Source organism: Paenibacillus sp. FSL K6-0276, from assembly GCF_037977235.1.
In the GTDB taxonomy this organism is placed as follows: Bacteria; Bacillota; Bacilli; order Paenibacillales; family Paenibacillaceae; genus Paenibacillus_AQ.
In genome coordinates this window covers 4,601,713-4,619,553 of sequence record NZ_CP150276.1, presented here as the reverse complement: position 1 = coordinate 4,619,553, position 17,841 = coordinate 4,601,713, and the positions used below count along the sequence as shown (strand labels likewise).

The window sequence follows — 17,841 nt, the reverse complement described above, 5'->3', positions numbered from 1 at the left end:
AGCAGAGGTGAGCTTATGCCAACAGACAGCTTTCCTTTTCCGATCTTCTCCGGGCTATTTTCGCCGCAACATTACAACAACATAGGTTCGGCGATATGGCTATTTGCTTGGTGCATCAGCTCCACGACTAAGGAAGTCGAAGAGGACGGAACTGTCTGGGGACTTGTCCTTGGTGGCAAGCCGATGAAGCTTTCTGAAATCGGTGGGAACTTCGGGGTTACCGACAAAAGCATCAGCAGATGGATAAGTGACCTGCAGGAGCATGGTTACCTCCATATCACCAGAGCGCCCCGGGGTTTGATCATAAGGGTTAGGAAATCCAAGAAAGACCTTTTGAAGCGATCAGACAAAAATGTACTTTCATTAAATACTGATCAGACAAAAATGTCCGATCATGATTCCGGCGATAAGACAATATTGTCCGATCATAACAACGGTGATAAGACAAATATGTCCGATCACGAACCAATTTTATCGAGTGATCAGACAAAAATGTCCGATGCAAAAGATATTAAAGATCTTATTACTACTACTACTATTTTAGAAAATGAGTTTTCAGAAGAAATCAATCCAGATTCTAAATTGGACGGGATGATCGCCATTTTAAATGCTTATTGCAAATTGCATGATAAATTCGACATTCACGTCTCCACAAACGATCGCGAAGCCATGGGTAAGATGGTCGCCGCAGGGATGCCAGTACCCTTTACCATCACAACTATGGAGAGCCAATACAAGGCAAAGCGAAAACGCGAGGGAGAAGATTTCGAGCAGCCAAACAGTTTTACTTATTACGTGAAAGGCTTGAGATCAGCATGGCGGAATGCCAACAAGACTACGAAGCCTAAAGAGTCAAAAACCCAAACACCACTGCCAGCCCCGCCGCAGCGACTAACCAAGCAGCAGCAAGAGCTTGCAGACCTTAAACGTCGAGCAAAGGAGGCAAAGCAGTTTGAAGAGAGCACAAGTTATTGATCTGCTCATTAAGCTCAAGGAAGAATACGCGCATCAGATTGATACCAGTGACACTGAAATAGACCGGCTACACGAGAACCTTAAAGATTTCCCTTTTGACGTTGCCTGTGAGAATGTTCGTCAACACATGTTAACTAATCCATGGCCTCCGAAGATTGCGCAAATTCGTGGTGGGTCAGGGGATCTACGGGATCAGCGTAAATCCAAGGATCAGACATCAGACTATTTTACCGAAAGAGACAGATCCCGAGCTGCCGCTAAGCCAGTACCTCCGGGATGGAAGGAGGAACTATATGCAAGGATCAATAAGGGAACTACCGCACGATGAGAATGCAGAGATAGCGGTGATTGGTGCAGTTTTGATTGACGAGACAGGTAACGCCATGGATACGGCAATTTCTGTAGATCCTGAAATGTTTTACAACCCTGTGAATCGAACAATTTTTTCTGCTATGCGAGATTTGCACAACGATGGTGAGCAGGTGGATATCAGATCGCTTGTGTCCACACTGAATCATAAGAAAAGTCTGGATAAGGTAGGGGGTACATATTACCTTTCTCGAATCGCTTCTTCATCTCCTACTGCGGCTGACATTGATTTTTTTATCGGTGTACTTGCGGATAAATTCACCTTACGCCAAGCTCTTCGTGATGCTTATAAGCAGATCGAACTTGTGTATGACAGTGATGATGCTGGAACGGTGGTAGCAAATGCCTTAACCAAGTCGGCGGCATTGTCCGATCAGACAGCACCGAAAAAAGATTTCAAAAGCACGAAGGAAATCGGCTTGGAGTATATCGACACCATTGAAAAGCGTGTGAGTAATCGACTGAATGGATCTACTAGTGGTAAGGAAACTGGATTTACAGATCTGGACAAGCTTACTGGCGGGTTCCAGAATCAGGATTTAATTATAGTTGCAGCTCGGCCTTCTGTCGGTAAGACAGCGTTCGCCTTAAATATTGCACAGAATGCAGCAACTCGAAATGACGAACCTATAGCTGTATTTAGCTTGGAGATGTCAGAGCAACAGCTTATGCAACGCATGGTGTGCGCTGAGGTTAACCTCGACGCGAATGATTTGAGAATGGGTGATATCACCAGTGATGATGATTGGGGCAAGTTGACGATTGGTATTTCTTCACTTGCAGACAAGAACATTTTTATTGCTGATGATCCAGTTGTCACTGTACATGATATTCGAGCCAAGTGTCGGCGTTTGAAAAGAGAACAAGGTCTTGGAATGATCATCATTGATTACCTGCAGCTGATCCAGGGAAGTAGTGGAAAGCGTGGGGAAAATCGACAACAAGAGGTTTCAGAAATTTCCCGAGTGTTGAAGCAGATTGCCCGTGAATTGGATGTGCCGGTTATCGCGTTGTCTCAACTCAGTCGGAATGTTGAACAGCGCCAGGACAAACGTCCGATTATGAGTGACCTACGTGAATCAGGTTCAATTGAACAGGATGCTGATATTGTTGCTTTCCTTTATCGGGATGACTATTACAACCAGGAGACCGAGAAGAAAAATATTATCGAAATTATCATATCTAAGCACCGTAATGGTCCTACTGGAACGGTTGAACTGGTGTTTTTGAAGAACTTTAATAAGTTCGTGAATTATGAAAGGGCGCATTCATATTCAGCATAGATGGATCTACCAATTTCGCACATGAAAGGATTGATAATCATGGAACAGGCTATTGCAAAATTAAGAGCTGAAATGGAAGCAACCAAAGGAAACCCCTATGTTCAAGTTATCGGTAATTTTCTTATCCAACACATTGATGCTAATCATGAAGCCGCTGAGAAAATCATGACTGAAGGAAAGACCGTCGCGAAGAGCTTGGAAGCAATGCAAGCAGAGGCAAAAAAGAAGCAGTCAGGTGGAATGGCAATGCTTACTGATGCTGAGGGATATGCCATTGTGTTGAGATACTACGATATCAAGGGACAGCCTGTAGAGCCTATCCCTGCTGCAATTACAACACCAGTTGCTGCACCTAAGTCGCAGGGTAGATTCAATGTCTCACTGAACGAATTAATGTAAAGGGGTGGCGTGATGAAGGAACAGGAATTCCATGAACACTTTCCTAAAGAAATCAGTACTGAATTACGAACCTATATCACTAATGAATGTATGGATTGGAGTAGATACATATTTACTCATCGTGAAGGAACCAGACAATGGGCCTTTTGTACACACTGCAAACAGGAACACCCTACCGATACCACTCTAAAGCACGGACAGATTGCTCAGTGTCCGCACTGTGGCGCTGTAGGTCATACAAAAGCGAGTGGCCGAGGCAGAAAAACGCTAGTGGATCACGCTTATCTACTCTGGTATGAAAAATCTTTGATTGACCCTAACATTCTAATCGCACGGGGCATTTATTCAACCCGAGACTATACCAAAGACTATCGAAAAACTGAAACGGAAGTTAAGACCATTGCTTTGTACCTCTTCCAATGGGGAAAAGGTGGAAAGATGATGCATAGAAGTTACTGGACAGATCGCGGTAAATGGCTCACTCAAAAGAAGGTTTCTTCAGAGGTCAAGAGAGCTATGAACTACGTTTCTAGTTACAACAGCTTTGAAAATATGAAGTCAGCAGTAAAAGGAACTCCATTTCAATACTGCACATGGGAACAATACAATTTTAACGATCGAGTAGAGGTATTTGATCTAGCTGCTAGATATAAATGCATAGAGTTCCTAACTAAATTTGGGTTGAATCATTTTGTGACAACGAAACTAGAGGATGGACCAACGTTTGGAGCTATCAACTGGAACGGTGCAACACCTGAGAAAGTACTGAGATTAACTAAGTCAGAAATGAAAGCTATGAAGAATTCTAAAGTATCTATTGGGCTTCGAACCTTGAAAAGTTACCAAATGTCAAAAAAAGAAGGATCTAATTTAGATTGGAAAGAGGCACAAATACTCTCGGATTTTATAGAGGTAAGGTATGCAAACCCATTGAACGGCCTTTTATCAGAAACATTAAACAATCGTTTTTCTGTGGTTGAGATGAAAAGATATTTTTTAAAGCAAATACGGAATAACCTAATGCATTACAGAGTAGGCAGGGACGTTCTTAATGAATATCTTGACTATGTGCGTGATTGTGAGCAATTAGGAATGAACTTAGGGCGGGACAGCGTTCTTATGCCAAACAACTTACACGAAGCACATCAAGAAACTATGAAACGAATCAAGATTACAACGGATATTCAAATAAACGATTTAATTGCGGAACGAGTGTCTGAATTAAAAAGATTTCGATTTCAGCATAAGGAACTATTTATTATCCCGGCGACAACTAGTGAAGATTTGATCAAAGAAGGCAAAGAACTCAGCCATTGCGTGGGTGGGTATCTAACGAAATATGCACATGGTAAGTGTGATATTTTCTTTGTTCGCAAAAAGGACAAGCCTAGTGAACCATACTACACAATGGAAGTTGTCGAAGGCGAAGTTAGACAATGTAGAGGATTTGAAAATAAGGCTATGACTACCGAGGTTAAGGAATTCGTGGATCTGTTCAAAGCCAAACGACTTAGCAAAAAAATAAAGGTGAGCACTAAAAAATCAAAAGAATTACAGGGGGTAGCCGTATGAGCCAACTATCAATACGTACAGTAGAAACGATTGCCATTGAGATCAACAGTATCAAGGATCAGGTTCAACAAACGCTTTTGCAAGGAAGTATCGAGATAGGACGTCGATTAGTAGAAGCTAAGGGAATGCTTCCGCATGGGTCTTGGGGGAACTGGTTAGGCGACTATGTAGATTACTCGCAATCTACGGCTAATAACCTCATGAAGATATTTGAAAACTATGGCTCTAATCAGTTGACCCTCTTTGGTGATAATGCAAAATCGCAAGCGATTGCGAATTTGACCTACACGCAAGCAGTTGCTCTTATAGGGATTCCAGAAAAAGAACGTGAAGAATTCATAGAAAACAATAAGGTGGATGAAATGTCTACACGAGAACTTCAAGCTGCCGTTAAAGAACGAACGCAAGCGCTTAAGGATAAGGAAATTGCTGAACGAGCTGCTGCTGAGGCTGTAAAACGCGAAGAAAAAGAAAGGAAGTTAAGAGAGAAGCTAGAGCTACAACAAAAGGATCATGAAATTATTGTGAAACGGCTGAATGATCAGATAGAGGAAGCAAGAACGGCTCATGAAAGTGAAGGAATAGTCGAAAACTCTGATTTAGAGGAGGCGCTAAAGAAATCTGAATCAGACCTCATGGAATCACAAGTGAAAATTAAAAGGTTGGAAGATCAGCTGAAAGCGAAGCCAATTGATATACCGGCAGTTATTGAAAAAGTGCCCGATGAAGTGTTGAAAGAATTGGAGGAGTTAAGGAATAAGGTGGCATCGGGAACAACTGCAGAAGCTGCTGTTTTCAAGACACAGTTTGATAGCTTGAATGATAGTTTCTCGAATGTTCTAACCGCCCTAGACGCAGTCAGATTGGTAGATCCCGAACTTCATACTAAATACAAAGGTGCTGTTTCTAAGCTGATTGGAATTATGTCAGAACAATTATGAATGGGGCAAGCGTTGTATCTCCGATAAGTCCTCGGGCTGTGAATTTGATTAACAACGTAATAAGACCACTAATAAATAAAGGATGCAAAATAGAACATCTTCATCTGTATGTGTGTTATCAATCAGAAATCGCCCAACATGAATCCGTTGAAACGGCATACGGCAATTTGCATGTACAACCAAGCTACTACATTCCAAAGGGATTTTCTTATATCCGCGAAGATCCTGGAAGTAGGTTTTCGTGGGTGACAATAAAACAATCTAAGGAGAAACAAGCTATATGAATGGAGGGGTTAAGTTGGTGATAAGTGAATCTGTCATGACTAAGACACCAGAACGTATAAAAGAGATAAAGAAAATGATGGCAGAAAAATGTGTACGGGAAGAACTACTTAGCTTCTCTACAGCAGAAGATAAAGCAATTATAGACCTACTAGCAGCTTTGGAAGATGCAAATCGAAGAGAAACAAAATTTAAAAACGATATCGAAGACCTTCTTAGAAAGTACGGAGCATAACAAAGACCCCTAAAACCTGGCCGGGTGCTGGGGTCAATGTACAATTAATGCCTCAAACCCATTATAACACAAAGGGGATTGAGGGGAATGGCAATGGTATGGGGACAAGGGGAATTGTTTCCGCGTGCTAATGTGATGGACAAGATGGCAGCTAGGTCAATTCTGAGTGAGTATCCCAAAATGCGAAAGGCGATTTTGAAATTTGAACGCAAGGCTTCACTGTCCGTTCAAGAGGAAACGCTCTTCAACAGTTTGAAATACAAGGTTCAAGAGATTGACGCTGCTATCGAACTTATTTTGGATGATGAAGTTAAGGCCATTCTAAAACATAGATACTTCACAGCACGTAAGCATCACTTGACGCTGGAGACATTTGGAGCAACAAGCAGCACAGCAACCATTAATCGGCGGATTGATGTGGGAGTGGAGACTATTGCAGAATGCCTTAAGTTGTCCGGCATGATCTGAAATGTGAGACAAAACTGAGACAAAAGTGAGATTAGGTTGAGACCGATGTGATACAGAAACGGATTTACAGTAGGGACATAGGGAAGAAGTTATTCCCGGGTGTCCCTGCTACCCCTTATCGCAGTAGGACTCGGCCATGCTGAATCAGTGATGAAGCACCTTTGACAAGCGCAAGACGCAAAGGGAGTGGAACTGTAGCACAAGTAGCAAGTAGGTGTTCGCGGCGGTATGGATGCGGGGAATGAGAGTTCATAATCACTCTCGACGCGCTCCACCCGGGCGCGGCATATAGGCGTTGTGATTAAGCCAACGCAAATACGGGAAGCAACTTGGAATCATACAATAGGTGTGATATGTTGGTAATGTGGTGGCGGAATAGGTAGACGCTAGTCGTCGCTGGAATATGGTTATATCACAGACTCCAGTAGGTGCATGGTTCAATTCCATGCTGGCGACAAATGACGAGTCTGCGCGATGGTTCGTATCGCGGGTCCGAGGATATGGGTTCAACTCCCATGCAGACATGTGAGGTGCAAATCCTTGCCCACATTAACAAATGAATATACAGTTTGGAACTATGATTAGAGAGTCGCTGAAAAGCGGCTCTTTTTTATTGGGGGAAAAGCGATGAATGAGATAAGGAGGCTCAGGGAACCACCAGAACCGGAACAGCCGGTTAAATGCAAAGGCTGCATTTGGGGAAAGTGGGAAGCAGCAGCTCAGTTCTGCTCTAAGCCGATCCATTGTGTGAAACAGGGCGGCGGTGAACGTGAGTGAATTTTGTTCAACCAATTCGTGACCCGGAAACGGTGCAAGACATCAAGGACTATCTTAAGAACAAGAACCTTAGAGATTTCATCATGTTCCTGCTGGGCATTTATACGGGCCTACGGATCAGTGACATTCTGAGGTTGCGAGTCAAAGACGTATCCGGTTCTCATATCTCCATTAGGGAGAAGAAGACCAATAAGCAGAAACGGATATACATGGCTGCTGAGTTGAAAAAGGAACTGTTGTCTTATATTGAGGGGAAGCCGCCGAATGAATTCTTGATCAAAAGCAGAGAGGGCATGAACCGGGCTATCACCCGCGAAATGGCTTATAAGATTATGCGGTCCATCGGAGACGAATTTAGTCTCTCGGAAATGGGCTGTCATACGCTGCGGAAAACATTTGGCTATATCTTTTACAATGAGACAACGGATAAGGATATCGGCATGCTGATGGACTTCTTTAACCATGCTTCCCCGAAGGTCACGCTTCGCTATATCGGCATGGCTCAGGACAGCATGGACATGGCCTTGAAGCGTCACAAAGCGTAGTCAGTTACTCATATTAAGGATAGGTGAAACTCATTTCAGGGACAGCAACAGAAGCCTTATAGATCAAGGGTCTGCGAGGTGTGAACGAGTTTAACACAATGTAAGATATGTGTAATTAGATCGCACAGTATTTACCAGTTATTTAATAGCAGCAAAGGGGTTAATTATGGCAGAATCACCACTTAAACTATGTAGTCGTGTGGGCTGTAGGAACCTCACTAGAGGTCGTTACTGTGCTGACCATATAAAAGAGAAACACCAGTATGATAGATACCGTGGCACGGCTTCACAACGCGGCTACGACAGCCAATGGCGTAAGGTTAGGCTTGGATTCTTACGTAAGCATCCGCTGTGTGTTCATTGCTTGGTTGCTGGTAAGGTAGTGGCTGCTACGGTAGTAGATCACATCAAGCCGCATAAAGGGGACAAGGTATTGTTCTGGGATAGGGCTAATTGGCAAGCGCTCTGTGCATCATGCCATAGCATTAAGACGGTTAAGGAAGACGGAGGATTTGGAAACTAAATATCATAAGAATGGAGGGTTTTGCTAAAACCTGTCGAAAATTAACATAGGTAATTTTAATTTCGGGGGGATTCAGAATTGGACGATAGGAATATAGTTGAGGAATTGAATAAGAATAATTCCGGTATTTCGTACAAATCATTAATTATTGGGGGTATTAGTTTTCTTTTGGGTATTATTTGTTTAATTATCATTCAAAATATTAACTCTGAAGAAGTTGTTCTTGGAACCACAGAAATAATTAATTTTGTTTTCTCAGTAGCATTGTCAACGGCATCTATTATACTTGCAATTACCGCTATATATCTCGGTAAGTCTTCAGAAAAAGTAATGGTAAATAGAAGCGATGACAGTATTCGCTTGCAAAATGAAGTTTTTCGTCTTACCACGGAAGCTTTAAACAGAATTCAATCTTCTACTGGAGTTACAGAAAAAAGAATAGAGGATATTATTTCTGGCAGAGTGGGTGATATCTCCACTAAACTGGCAGGTGTAATTAATGATAACAAGTTATCTGATAAAGATAAGGAAATGTTGGAACAGGAAATTAAAGCCTCTTTGTTAAGTGAAGTAGCCTCATCGGGAAGTTCTATCTATACAGAAGAGACAGAAGCCGAACTACTACGGAAACGTAGACATAAAGAAGATCGGCAAAGATATGAGTTGCGACAGCAGAGTATTTTATTGGGTCTTTCTAATAATAAGAACTTTCAAATTGTTAAACATGGCCATGGTAGTTACACTGGTACGGAGAATGAGCTTTTTGATGGAGTTTTCTCGTATAATGAGAATAAATATGGGATTTCTGTAATAGAGCAAAATGAAAGCTTTCGTAATACAATTTCTAATGCAATTCCTGCATATGTTAGAGCAATGATAACATCAGAAACCTTTAAATATATGTTTATTGTATTATTAGATGATTATTATGTCAGAGCATTCGAAGAAATTATGAAGCTTTATAATCCAGAAAAAACAAGACGTTTGGTCATTTTAGTTGATGATGGTGGAGTAATGGTGATTAATCAAATAACTCAGAAAATCTTAGAAGATTAATATTGTGCTATTTTGGAGATGGAGCTAAGCCATCTCCATTTTTTATTTTTACAGCCCCCCCGGGGGGAATAAAAATATTCAACACCCTAAGAGACCGCATCGGACTCTTGTGTAAAAAAATGTCCCCAGCGAAAGTTTCAAAAGGAGGTGTGAATTAAATGGCAGAAATTGTTAAATTTAATCACATGCGGGTGGGACAGAAAGGCGGTGGCAAACATTGGACTGAAGCTGAGGTAAATGCCCGGGAAGTTGCTTCAAAGAAATTTGAACGAAAGAAAAAGCAGACGATGAAAATTCCTAGCTGGCTGAATGATGATGCCCGGAAGGTTTGGCGCAAGACAGTGAAGGACATGGCTGAATTTGATGTATTGGATAAAGTGGATGAAGATGTGCTGGGCGCTTACTGTGATGCGGTGGCAAAATACCAAGATGCTAACCGGCTTATTGATATTGAGGGTTATACGGAAGTGAACGCTCAAGGAATCAATGTTGTCAGCGCCTATGTGAAAATGGCGCAAAGCTATTCTCGACTCATCCTTTCTTATTCCAATAAGCTCGGACTGAACGCGGAATCACGTGCACGGTTAGCAAAGAAGACGGCAGACCAGGAGGAAGACGAGAATGCTGGACTCTTCGATTGATTGGGAAGATGTCCATCCGACAAATCTTTATGCGGCTGAGGTTGTCTCTGGAATACGAATGGCCTGTAAACGTGAGCGGCAAGCATGTGAACGGCATCTGAATGATCTTCAGAGACAAGCGACGGAAAAATTTCCTTATGTGTTTGACGAATCCAGGGCAGACCGAATCTTCGAATGGTTTGAGCGTTGCTGCCGTCATGTTCGCGGCCCGTTCTCAGGAGAACTAATTAAACTACTACCTTTTCAAAAATTCGACCTGGGTAGTGTTTATGGTTGGGTGCATATGGATAGCGGTAAAAGGCGCTTCACCAAGGCGCTACATCTTCGGGCGCGGGGGAATGTCAAATCAACTGAAATGTCCGGCCTATCCCTCTATGGGATGTGCGGAGATTGTGTTTATCCACCCGGCAAGCCGCATTTGAAACGCTATGAAGAAAGCCCGGAGGTAGAATGCGCGGCTGTCGATAAGCAACAGGCGAAGCGGGTATGGTTGGATGCCAAGGCTATGGGTGAGAACAGCCCGGACATTTCTAAACGGCTGCGGATCAAACGCACATACATTGAACACGCAAAGCGCGGCGGCTGGCTGCGCCCATTGTCCAAGGATACGAAAAATAAGGACTCCGGTGCACCTTGTCTTGTCATTATTGACGAGTACCATGCACATCCTACAAGTGAGATTCTGGACGTATCTTATTCGGGTTTCGGCAAACGGCTACAATCCTTGATGCAAATTATTTCAACTGCGGGTAAAGATGCGGAGAATAGTCCCTGTAAAAAGGAATATGATTCCCTTTGCAAGATGTTGGATGGCGATACTCCGATGATTGATACTTATTATGTGATGATTCGGGAGTTGGAAAAGACTGACGATCCACATAATGAAGAGAATTGGGTCAAGGCAAACCCTATTTTGCAGGAAGACAACGAATACGCTCAGGAATTGAAGAAGCAGATCCGCATAGAGCATGACGAGGCGTACAATTCAGGTGATCAGCATAAAATCCGGGAATGGCTGACGAAGCGGGTAAATCTCTGGCAGGCGGATAGCGAAAATAAATACATGTCCGGCATTATGGACAAATGGAAAGCACTCGCTGTGTCGCGGAGTGCTTTTTTAGATTTGGTTCGCGGTTATGCGACCCGCAACGGATTGGATTTATCCAAAACGACAGACTTGACCGGCTCCGGCTTTGTGTTCCGGCTGGAAGACGGCAGGTATGCAGTGACGGCTCACGGATTTATGCCGGAGGAAACGGCTACCAAGCATGAGCATAGTGACCGGGTTCCTTATCGGCAGTGGGCTGCAGAGGGGTGGTGTACACTTACACCTGGATCTGTTGTGGATTATAGCTTCATCAAATCTCATATTCAGCAAATGGAGCAGAATGAATCCTGGTTTATTGAAGAGGTTTGCTATGACCCATACAACGCGACTCACTTCACACAGGATTTAGAAGCGGAAGGGTACAACCGAGTGGAGATTCGGCAGGGCGTTCAAACCCTTTCGGAACCGACAAAGTTCTTCCGTGAGCTGATCCTGCGCGGCTTAATCGTTCATGATGGCAGTCCATTGCTGACCTGGTGCTTGTCCAATGCCGTTGAAGTTGCGGATAACAACGGGAATATTAAGCTTTCGAAGAAGCATAAGGACGACAGCCAGCGGATTGACTTGCTTGCGGCCATTATAAACGCCATGGTCCGGGCCATGGTGGGAGACTCCACCATTAACCTGAATGATCACATCATGAGCGAGGACTTTTCCTTTTAGCAAGGAGGTGAAATGTGAAACGAAGAAATTTTGTTCAGCGCTGGTGGGAACGGCGATCTTCGGAGGACAGTTTACTTCATCCTCCGCAGTGGCTGCTTGATTTATTCGGTGTCTCCAACACGGCAAGCGGCGAAACGGTCACCGCAGATTCCGCGCTGCTAAACAGCAACGTGTACACCTGTGCTTCCGTACTTGGCGGGGACATTGGGAAGCTGCCGATTCAAGTATTTAAAAAGCGCGGAGCCGGGATCGAGCGTGACAGTAGTCACCCTGTTTCTAGGCTGCTGGGATCTCGTCCGAATCCGTACATGAGCGCATATACATTCAAAGAATTGATGATGGTTCATGTCACGGTTTGGGGCAATGGTTACGCAAACATTGAGTGGGAGACCAGCGGACCCAATAACGGACAGCCAAAGGGCCTTTGGCCTCTTGATCCTTCCAAGACTGACGTTCAAGTCGATAAGGATACAGGTCAAGTCTGGTATGTGACGACGCTGCCGAATGGAGAAATGCGGAAGCTGAGACACTTTGATGTGCTTCATTTCAAGTCGATCAGCAAAAGCGGTCTGAAAGGGATCACTCCTATTTCTGTTATCCGTGAAGAACTTGGAGTGCAGAAGGCCCAGCGGAAATTTCTGGGGGCCTTTTACGCCAACGGGACGGCCACACGTGGGATTCTCAAAATACCGAACGGTACTTTGGACAAACCGGCTAAGGATAAGGCTCGGGATGAATGGCAAAAAGCAAATTCGGGGCTGAACAACGCGCACCGGATTGCTATTCTGGATGCGGGCATGGAATATCAGAACCTCGGTATGCCCCTGAATGATGCCCAATTTATCGAAACAAGTAAATTCGGCATTATGGAGACCGCCAAGATATACAAGGTGCCGGGATACAAATTGGGTCTCACAGATGTGAAATTTTCGAATATGGAGAACCAGTCTCTGGAGTACGTGAAGAGTACGCTTCAGCCGATCTTCACGAATTGGGAGCAGGAATGTGATTACAAGCTGTTTACGGAGTCTGACCAAAAGAAATATTACACCAAATTCAATGTAACTGGCGAATTGAGGGGAGACAGCGCCAGCCGAGCAGCCTATTACAAGGAAATGATTGCAATGGGCGTTTACACCATCAATGAAGTGCGGGAGCTGGAGGAGCGGGACAATATCGGTGACAAAGGAGACGTACACTTTGTCAGCCTGAACTATGTCAACCTGAAGAAGATGGACCAGTATCAAATGCTGAAAGCGGGCCTCGGGAAAGAGGCTACGAATGAAGGGGGGTGACAACAACAATGAGTGAAAAGGTTATTCGCTACTTGCCTGTTAAAATTGAAGTGCGCAGTGCAGAGGGTGAGGGAGACAGTAAGACTCAGACCATCGGCGGCTATGTCGTCAAGTTTAACCAGCGCAGCCAATTGATTTGGGGCGAGTTCTACGAGCGTGTAGCCGCAGGGGCATTTTCCCGCAGCCTGCAGGAGAACGTGATCAAAGCGTTCTGGAATCATCGCAGTGACTTTGTTCTCGGATCGACAAAGCCGGGGACGCTGCGGTTGCTGGAAGATGATGTGGGCCTATCATTTGAAATTGACCTGCCTAACAATACATGGGGCAATGATGCCTTTGAATCTGTACAGCGCGGGGATGTTGACGGAGTGAGCTTCGGCTTTTATGTGCGCAGTGACGCTTGGCAGTATTTAAAGGAAGAGGATGTTTACGAACGGACCTTGTTAGATGTCAATCTGTTTGAAGTATCCCCGACGCCGTTCCCGGCTTACGAAGATAGCGAAGTGAGTCAGCGCAGCATTGATCAGCTGGGCATTACGTCCAAAGAACAGCGGAAAATTGAAAAAGAAAAGCTATTACTCGAAATCGACCTGTTGGCTCTTGGCTAATAAGTCGATTTTTGTTTTGCCAAAAAACCTAGTGGAGGTACAATATGGACCCGAAAGAACGCGAATTACGCCAGAGACTGGCGGCAAAGTTGGAAGAAGCCCGGTCACTCATGGAAGGCGGCAAGCTTGATGAAGCGCGGACGGCAAAGGATGCAGCAAAAGAGCTGCGGGCGCAGATTGATTTAATGGTTGAAATGCGGGATTTGGACACTCCTGGAGACGCTGTTCCTGCAGAACCTGAACAGCGTGAGCAAAAACCGGACAAAGAAGTACAGTATCGCAGCGCATTCCTGAAAGAATTGCGTAAAAAGCCTCTGAATGCTACGGAGCGGGCATTGGTAGACGAAGCGATTGAGGAAATGCGTGCGGGCATGCAAGGATCGGTCGGAGAAGATGGCGGGCTTGTTGTACCGCAGGATATTAGTACAAAAATCAATGAATTGAAGAGGCAGTATGCTTCTCTGGAACCTTATGTGACAGTGGAGCCGGTTTCCACGCGTTCAGGCTCCCGCGTCATTGAAAAGTATGCTGATATTACTGAGTTTGCTGAAATCACCGAATTGACGGATCTGGACGACATGGATAATCCAAAATTCAAGTCTATTTCTTATGCAATTAAAGATCGCGGCGGAATTCTTCCTATCTCCAATTCTTTGCTGCAAGATACGGATCAAAACTTGATGGAGTATATCTCCAAATGGATCTCTAAAAAGTGCGTCGTTACCCGTAATAAGTTGATCTTAGCTGTGCTGAATTTGAAAACCAAAGTAGCTATTGCGGATATCGACGGCATCAAAACCATTTTAAATGTCACATTGGACCCATCTATCAATCTGAGTTCTATCATTCTGACGAACCAAGACGGGTTTAATTACTTGGATTTGCAAAAAGATGGTCAAGGACGCCCGTTGCTGCAGCCTAATCCAACCATGCCTACCCAAAACATGTTATTCGGCAAGCCAGTTGTCGTAATTGGTAACCGTTGGCTGCCAACAACCGGCACAACCGTGAAAAAGGCTCCTATGATTATCGGGGATCTGAAGGAAGCGATTGTGTTGTTTGACCGTCAACAATACTCTATTGCTTCTACTAATGTCGGTGGTAAAGCATTTGGCCGGAATTCAACCGATGTTCGCGCCATCTGCCGCGAGGATGTGCAGAGTTTCGATGAAGACGCATTTGTCTACGGCCAGCTGACCATTGCCGGCTCTGGAGCCTAATGCTGACAACAGTAGATCGTCTGCAGAAGGCAATGGGGATTCAAGGGGATTCGCTTGAAGAAGAGATGCTGCAAATTCAAATTGCTGCATCTTCTCAAGCGATTGAAAACTACTGCAAGCGCTCATTCAAGCTGCAGAGTTACACTGAGCGGCACAGCGGGAATTCCCGTTCCTCATATATCAACCTGCGGAATTATCCGGTGAAGAGTATTGAACAAGTAGTCATTCCTGGAAAAACTGTAGGAGAGTATGAAGTGCTGGATGAAGGGCGGGTATTCTGCCCTTCGGGCTGGCCTGCCGGTGAACAGAATATCAACGTAACGTATACCGCCGGTTATGTACTTCCCGGGGATGAGACAGAAGACAATCCGCGCACTTTGCCGGAAGTGTTGGAGCTGGCTTGTCTCTTTCATGCCCAATTAATGCTCCGTACACCTGGAGTGACAGCGGAACGGGTAGGTGATATTTCTGTTAACTATAGTGCGGAAAGTGAAGGGATGCCGCCTACCGTGGTAGCTCTTATTTCTCCGTATGTTGGGAGGTGGGTATAATGGCAAGCCAAAGAAGCCGGGCGCGGCGGGTCGGCGTACAGATCACCGGAGAAGATAACCTGCGGCAGCTGGCCGAAATGCTGCGGCCCTTGGCGGAACAGAAGGTCCGCATTGGTATGCAGGGGGATGCTGAACTGGCAATGATTGCAGGTGTTCACGAATATGGCAGCGTGAAAATGAACATTCCTGCCCGGTCCTTTATCGGGACGGGCAAGAAGAAAGGCCAGGCTGCCATCGGCAAACTGGTGCGTGCCGGGGTGACGGAGATTGCCCACGGCCGCAAGTCGGTTGAATCCTTGTTTGCGGAGATCGGGGAGGTGGGGCTTGATCGGATGGTTAAGAATTTTAATCGAATCAAGGAACCTTCACTATCTGCCCATTATGCAGCGCATAAGACTGGCCCCCGGAAGCTACTGCAGCGGGAAGAGGACTTGCGCGAATCCCTGACCTTCGATGTTGTTCCAAAGGGGGAATAAGGATGCGGCGGTTTAAATTTGCGGGTGTAGTTCGCAAGTATTTCAGGCCGTATATTTTGGTGCGTGCGGGAAGCGGGCAGCATATCAAAGGGAAATGGGTGCCGTCCCCGCCGGAGCGTGTGGAGCGGAGCGGGAGTATCCAGCCGGTCAGCGCCCGCCTGCGGGCCACGGAGGGCGGGAATTATACCGAGACTGACCGTATGCTGTACACAGCGGCCACGCACAGCACTGGAGAGCGAATAGAGTACCTGGGAGTACAATACACGGTCAACGAGTCTCCGGACCGCGAGTATTCCGACGTTAATCAATATTTGCTGCGGAAGGTGGTTGCCAATGCTCCCGTTTGAGGATATCCGTGTCGCCATCGTTGAAGGGTTGGAGACGGCTTCCGGCGGGCTGGTGATCGAGATGAACGGCGGGGGGGATATTCCTTCCGGCGATTTCATGACCTACCACTTTGTCGGGGGCTTTGAGTCCACTGGCGGGCAGCCTATCATTACGCAGCAGGCCGGGCAGCAATTCAGACGGGAGACGGTGACATTTACCGTCTCCTTTAACTGTTACGCCGATGATTCTGACGTCGCCATGGTTAACGCCATGAGCGCCCGGGACTGGTTCAAGACAACTGGCCGGGAGCTGCTGAAAGATACTCTGAACGTCGTTGTGATTGAAATCGGGGAGATTCAGAACCGCGATATCAACATCGGTGAAGAGTGGGAGCGGCGGCAGGGTTTTGACGTTGATTTCAGGGCCACGGACATTGTGATTACAGACCTGTCCGGCTGGATCGAGACAGCACCAATACAAAGGAGTGATTATGTTGAGCATTAGCGACGTTACAGTAACTATTGCCGTGCTTAAGCCGACGCCTATCCTGGGCGGATTCGGTAAGCCCTTGATCTTGGGCAGCAGCACGGCGGGTAAGGATTTTAAAAATTATGCGGATATTGCAGCGGTACAGGTGGATTATGCGGCGAACACGGAAGAATACAAGGCGGCATTTGCTTTGTTTGCACAGAAAAATCCGCCTGCTGAGGTGGCGATTGTTTCCCGCAAGACAGGCACAACGCCAATTACGTTGGCGGACATGCTGCCGACGCTGTTTCTGAAGGCATGGCATTTTCTTGTTACAACTACAACCACGGTAGATGATTTGATTTTGATTGCCGATGCCGTGGAGGCGGACAAGTCCAGGCAATTCTTCGCCCGAACCAGCAGCAAAGCGGACGCGGCAACTATCAAGGTTAAAAACTATGACCGCACAGAGGTGTTTTATCATACCACTGTTGCGAATTACCCGGAATCGGCGTGGGTGGGGGCTGTGGGCAGCCTACCAGTGGGGTCAGTTACCTGGAAGGGTTGGACGCTGGTCGGCATTACCCCGTTGGATATTGATGCAACGGAGCTGGCGGCAATTCATGCGCTGGGTGCTAACACATATGTAACCAAGGCCGGAACAAACGTCACCAGCGACGGACGGGCAGTGAGCGGTGAGTTTATCGACTTTATCCACTCACAAGATTACATCGTCTATTCTGTGCAATATGCTGTACAAGACCTGTTCAACCAAGCTCAAGCTGCCTTGAGTAAAATCCCTTACGACAATCGGGGGATTGCACAGATTGAGAGCGCGGTACGCACAGTGTTGCAGCGGGCTTATCTCAATGGCATGATCGCCGCAGATAATGACGGCGTACCGTTGTACAATACGACTTTCCCACCGCGAAGTGAAGTGGACCCGGCGAATATTGCCGCCCGTACCTACCCGGATGGGCAATTTGATTTTGTCATTGCCGGGGCTGTCCATACTGCCGCCATTCGCGGCACCATTAAATTTGCATAGGAGGGATTAAG

General features: G+C 45.7%; 21 protein-coding genes. All 21 read left to right on the top strand.

The features are described 5' to 3' along the window. Nucleotides 1–15: 15 nt before the first annotated feature. The 21 genes from MHH52_RS21940 to MHH52_RS21840 all read left to right on the top strand — a co-directional run bounded on the left by MHH52_RS21940 (nucleotide 16) and on the right by MHH52_RS21840 (nucleotide 17,830). Nucleotides 16–975, top strand: coding sequence for a hypothetical protein (locus tag MHH52_RS21940; protein WP_340004445.1), 960 nt, complete (start codon nucleotides 16–18; stop codon nucleotides 973–975). Further along, nucleotides 953–1,303 (top strand): hypothetical protein, encoded by a 351-nt coding sequence (locus MHH52_RS21935; protein WP_340004444.1) that lies wholly within the window; start codon nucleotides 953–955, stop codon nucleotides 1,301–1,303. Before MHH52_RS21940 ends, MHH52_RS21935 begins: the two co-directional genes overlap by 23 nt. Continuing rightward, complete coding sequence (dnaB, locus tag MHH52_RS21930) at nucleotides 1,269–2,627, top strand: replicative DNA helicase (protein WP_340004443.1); 1,359 nt, start codon at nucleotides 1,269–1,271, stop codon at nucleotides 2,625–2,627. The genes MHH52_RS21935 and dnaB overlap by 35 nt, the downstream gene beginning before the upstream one ends. A 21-nt stretch (nucleotides 2,628–2,648) precedes the next feature. Then, complete coding sequence (locus tag MHH52_RS21925) at nucleotides 2,649–3,026, top strand: hypothetical protein (RefSeq protein ID WP_340004442.1); 378 nt, start codon at nucleotides 2,649–2,651, stop codon at nucleotides 3,024–3,026. A 12-nt stretch (nucleotides 3,027–3,038) separates the two neighbouring features. Next, entirely contained in the window at nucleotides 3,039–4,598 is a 1,560-nt protein-coding gene (locus tag MHH52_RS21920; RefSeq protein ID WP_340004441.1) for a PcfJ domain-containing protein, read from the top strand. Beyond that, nucleotides 4,595–5,539 (top strand): DUF3102 domain-containing protein, encoded by a 945-nt coding sequence (locus tag MHH52_RS21915; RefSeq protein WP_340004440.1) that lies wholly within the window; start codon nucleotides 4,595–4,597, stop codon nucleotides 5,537–5,539. The genes MHH52_RS21920 and MHH52_RS21915 overlap by 4 nt, the downstream gene beginning before the upstream one ends. A gap of 280 nt (nucleotides 5,540–5,819) precedes the next feature. Further along, nucleotides 5,820–6,056, top strand: a complete 237-nt coding sequence (locus MHH52_RS21910; RefSeq protein WP_340004439.1) for a hypothetical protein — start codon at nucleotides 5,820–5,822, stop codon at nucleotides 6,054–6,056. Nucleotides 6,057–6,143: 87 nt separating this feature from the next. Then, complete coding sequence (locus tag MHH52_RS21905) at nucleotides 6,144–6,524, top strand: hypothetical protein (protein WP_340004438.1); 381 nt, start codon at nucleotides 6,144–6,146, stop codon at nucleotides 6,522–6,524. A gap of 627 nt (nucleotides 6,525–7,151) precedes the next feature. Continuing rightward, on the top strand, nucleotides 7,152–7,301 hold the full coding sequence (locus tag MHH52_RS21900) for a hypothetical protein (protein WP_340004437.1): 150 nt from the start codon (nucleotides 7,152–7,154) through the stop codon (nucleotides 7,299–7,301). Further along, the gene (locus MHH52_RS21895; protein ID WP_340004436.1) at nucleotides 7,298–7,846 is read left to right on the top strand and encodes a site-specific integrase; all 549 of its coding nucleotides are present in this window, start codon (nucleotides 7,298–7,300) and stop codon (nucleotides 7,844–7,846) included. Before MHH52_RS21900 ends, MHH52_RS21895 begins: the two co-directional genes overlap by 4 nt. A gap of 166 nt (nucleotides 7,847–8,012) precedes the next feature. Beyond that, a complete protein-coding gene (locus MHH52_RS21890; protein WP_340004435.1) occupies nucleotides 8,013–8,369 on the top strand; it encodes an HNH endonuclease in 357 nt (118 codons plus the stop codon). Nucleotides 8,370–8,447: 78 nt separating this feature from the next. Further along, the gene (locus MHH52_RS21885) at nucleotides 8,448–9,425 is read left to right on the top strand and encodes a hypothetical protein (protein WP_340004434.1); all 978 of its coding nucleotides are present in this window, start codon (nucleotides 8,448–8,450) and stop codon (nucleotides 9,423–9,425) included. A gap of 158 nt (nucleotides 9,426–9,583) precedes the next feature. After that, complete coding sequence (locus MHH52_RS21880; RefSeq protein WP_340004433.1) at nucleotides 9,584–10,066, top strand: phage terminase small subunit P27 family; 483 nt, start codon at nucleotides 9,584–9,586, stop codon at nucleotides 10,064–10,066. Then, nucleotides 10,047–11,837 carry a terminase TerL endonuclease subunit gene (locus MHH52_RS21875; protein ID WP_340004432.1) on the top strand — a complete coding sequence of 597 codons (1,791 nt, stop codon included), beginning with the start codon at nucleotides 10,047–10,049 and terminating at the stop codon, nucleotides 11,835–11,837. The genes MHH52_RS21880 and MHH52_RS21875 overlap by 20 nt, the downstream gene beginning before the upstream one ends. Before the next feature lie 14 nt (nucleotides 11,838–11,851). After that, a complete protein-coding gene (locus tag MHH52_RS21870) occupies nucleotides 11,852–13,132 on the top strand; it encodes a phage portal protein (protein WP_340004431.1) in 1,281 nt (426 codons plus the stop codon). An 8-nt stretch (nucleotides 13,133–13,140) separates the two neighbouring features. Then, nucleotides 13,141–13,740: an HK97 family phage prohead protease gene (locus MHH52_RS21865; RefSeq protein WP_340004430.1), complete on the top strand. Its 600-nt coding sequence runs from the start codon at nucleotides 13,141–13,143 to the stop codon at nucleotides 13,738–13,740. Between the two features lie 44 nt (nucleotides 13,741–13,784). Continuing rightward, a complete protein-coding gene (locus MHH52_RS21860; RefSeq protein WP_340004429.1) occupies nucleotides 13,785–14,960 on the top strand; it encodes a phage major capsid protein in 1,176 nt (391 codons plus the stop codon). After that, entirely contained in the window at nucleotides 14,960–15,511 is a 552-nt protein-coding gene (locus tag MHH52_RS21855; protein WP_340004428.1) for a phage gp6-like head-tail connector protein, read from the top strand. The genes MHH52_RS21860 and MHH52_RS21855 overlap by 1 nt, the downstream gene beginning before the upstream one ends. After that, nucleotides 15,511–15,987 carry a hypothetical protein gene (locus MHH52_RS21850; RefSeq protein ID WP_340004427.1) on the top strand — a complete coding sequence of 159 codons (477 nt, stop codon included), beginning with the start codon at nucleotides 15,511–15,513 and terminating at the stop codon, nucleotides 15,985–15,987. Before MHH52_RS21855 ends, MHH52_RS21850 begins: the two co-directional genes overlap by 1 nt. Nucleotides 15,988–16,320: 333 nt before the next feature. Then, entirely contained in the window at nucleotides 16,321–16,818 is a 498-nt protein-coding gene (locus MHH52_RS21845) for a hypothetical protein (protein ID WP_340004426.1), read from the top strand. Then, nucleotides 16,805–17,830 (top strand): DUF3383 family protein, encoded by a 1,026-nt coding sequence (locus tag MHH52_RS21840; RefSeq protein ID WP_340004425.1) that lies wholly within the window; start codon nucleotides 16,805–16,807, stop codon nucleotides 17,828–17,830. The genes MHH52_RS21845 and MHH52_RS21840 overlap by 14 nt, the downstream gene beginning before the upstream one ends. Nucleotides 17,831–17,841 lie beyond the last annotated feature (11 nt).